The organism is Pseudomonas sp. SIMBA_067, from assembly GCF_046534675.1.
Lineage (GTDB): Bacteria > Pseudomonadota > Gammaproteobacteria > Pseudomonadales > Pseudomonadaceae > Aquipseudomonas > Aquipseudomonas putida.
The window spans coordinates 1-238 of record NZ_JAWRYH010001288.1 but is presented as its reverse complement, the minus strand read 5'-3'; the positions used below and the strand labels follow the sequence as shown (position 1 = coordinate 238).

At 54.2% G+C, this 238-nt stretch carries 1 pseudogene; it reads left to right on the top strand.

What is annotated here, in order from left to right:
- Nucleotides 1–238: pseudogene (locus SB765_RS33465) on the top strand (hypothetical protein); the annotation flags it as partial.

Genomic DNA, 238 nt, shown 5'->3' with positions numbered 1-238 from the left:
CAATGGAGTCGACAGCAATCCCTTTAAAGGCCTCGTACGTGAGCAACTTAGCTTGATTGCCCATGACGAGGGTGGTTCTTTCACCATCAATGAGCGACGCGCGGCATGGGAAGAGTTGCAGTCAACACAGCGAGCGTCTGCTCCCATCCCGAACCCAACAGCTTTTAATGGGCGCGACTTCATGATTGCGCGCCTGTTTGGTGGCAGTGAACCACCTGTTGCCAAGCCATCTGCTACA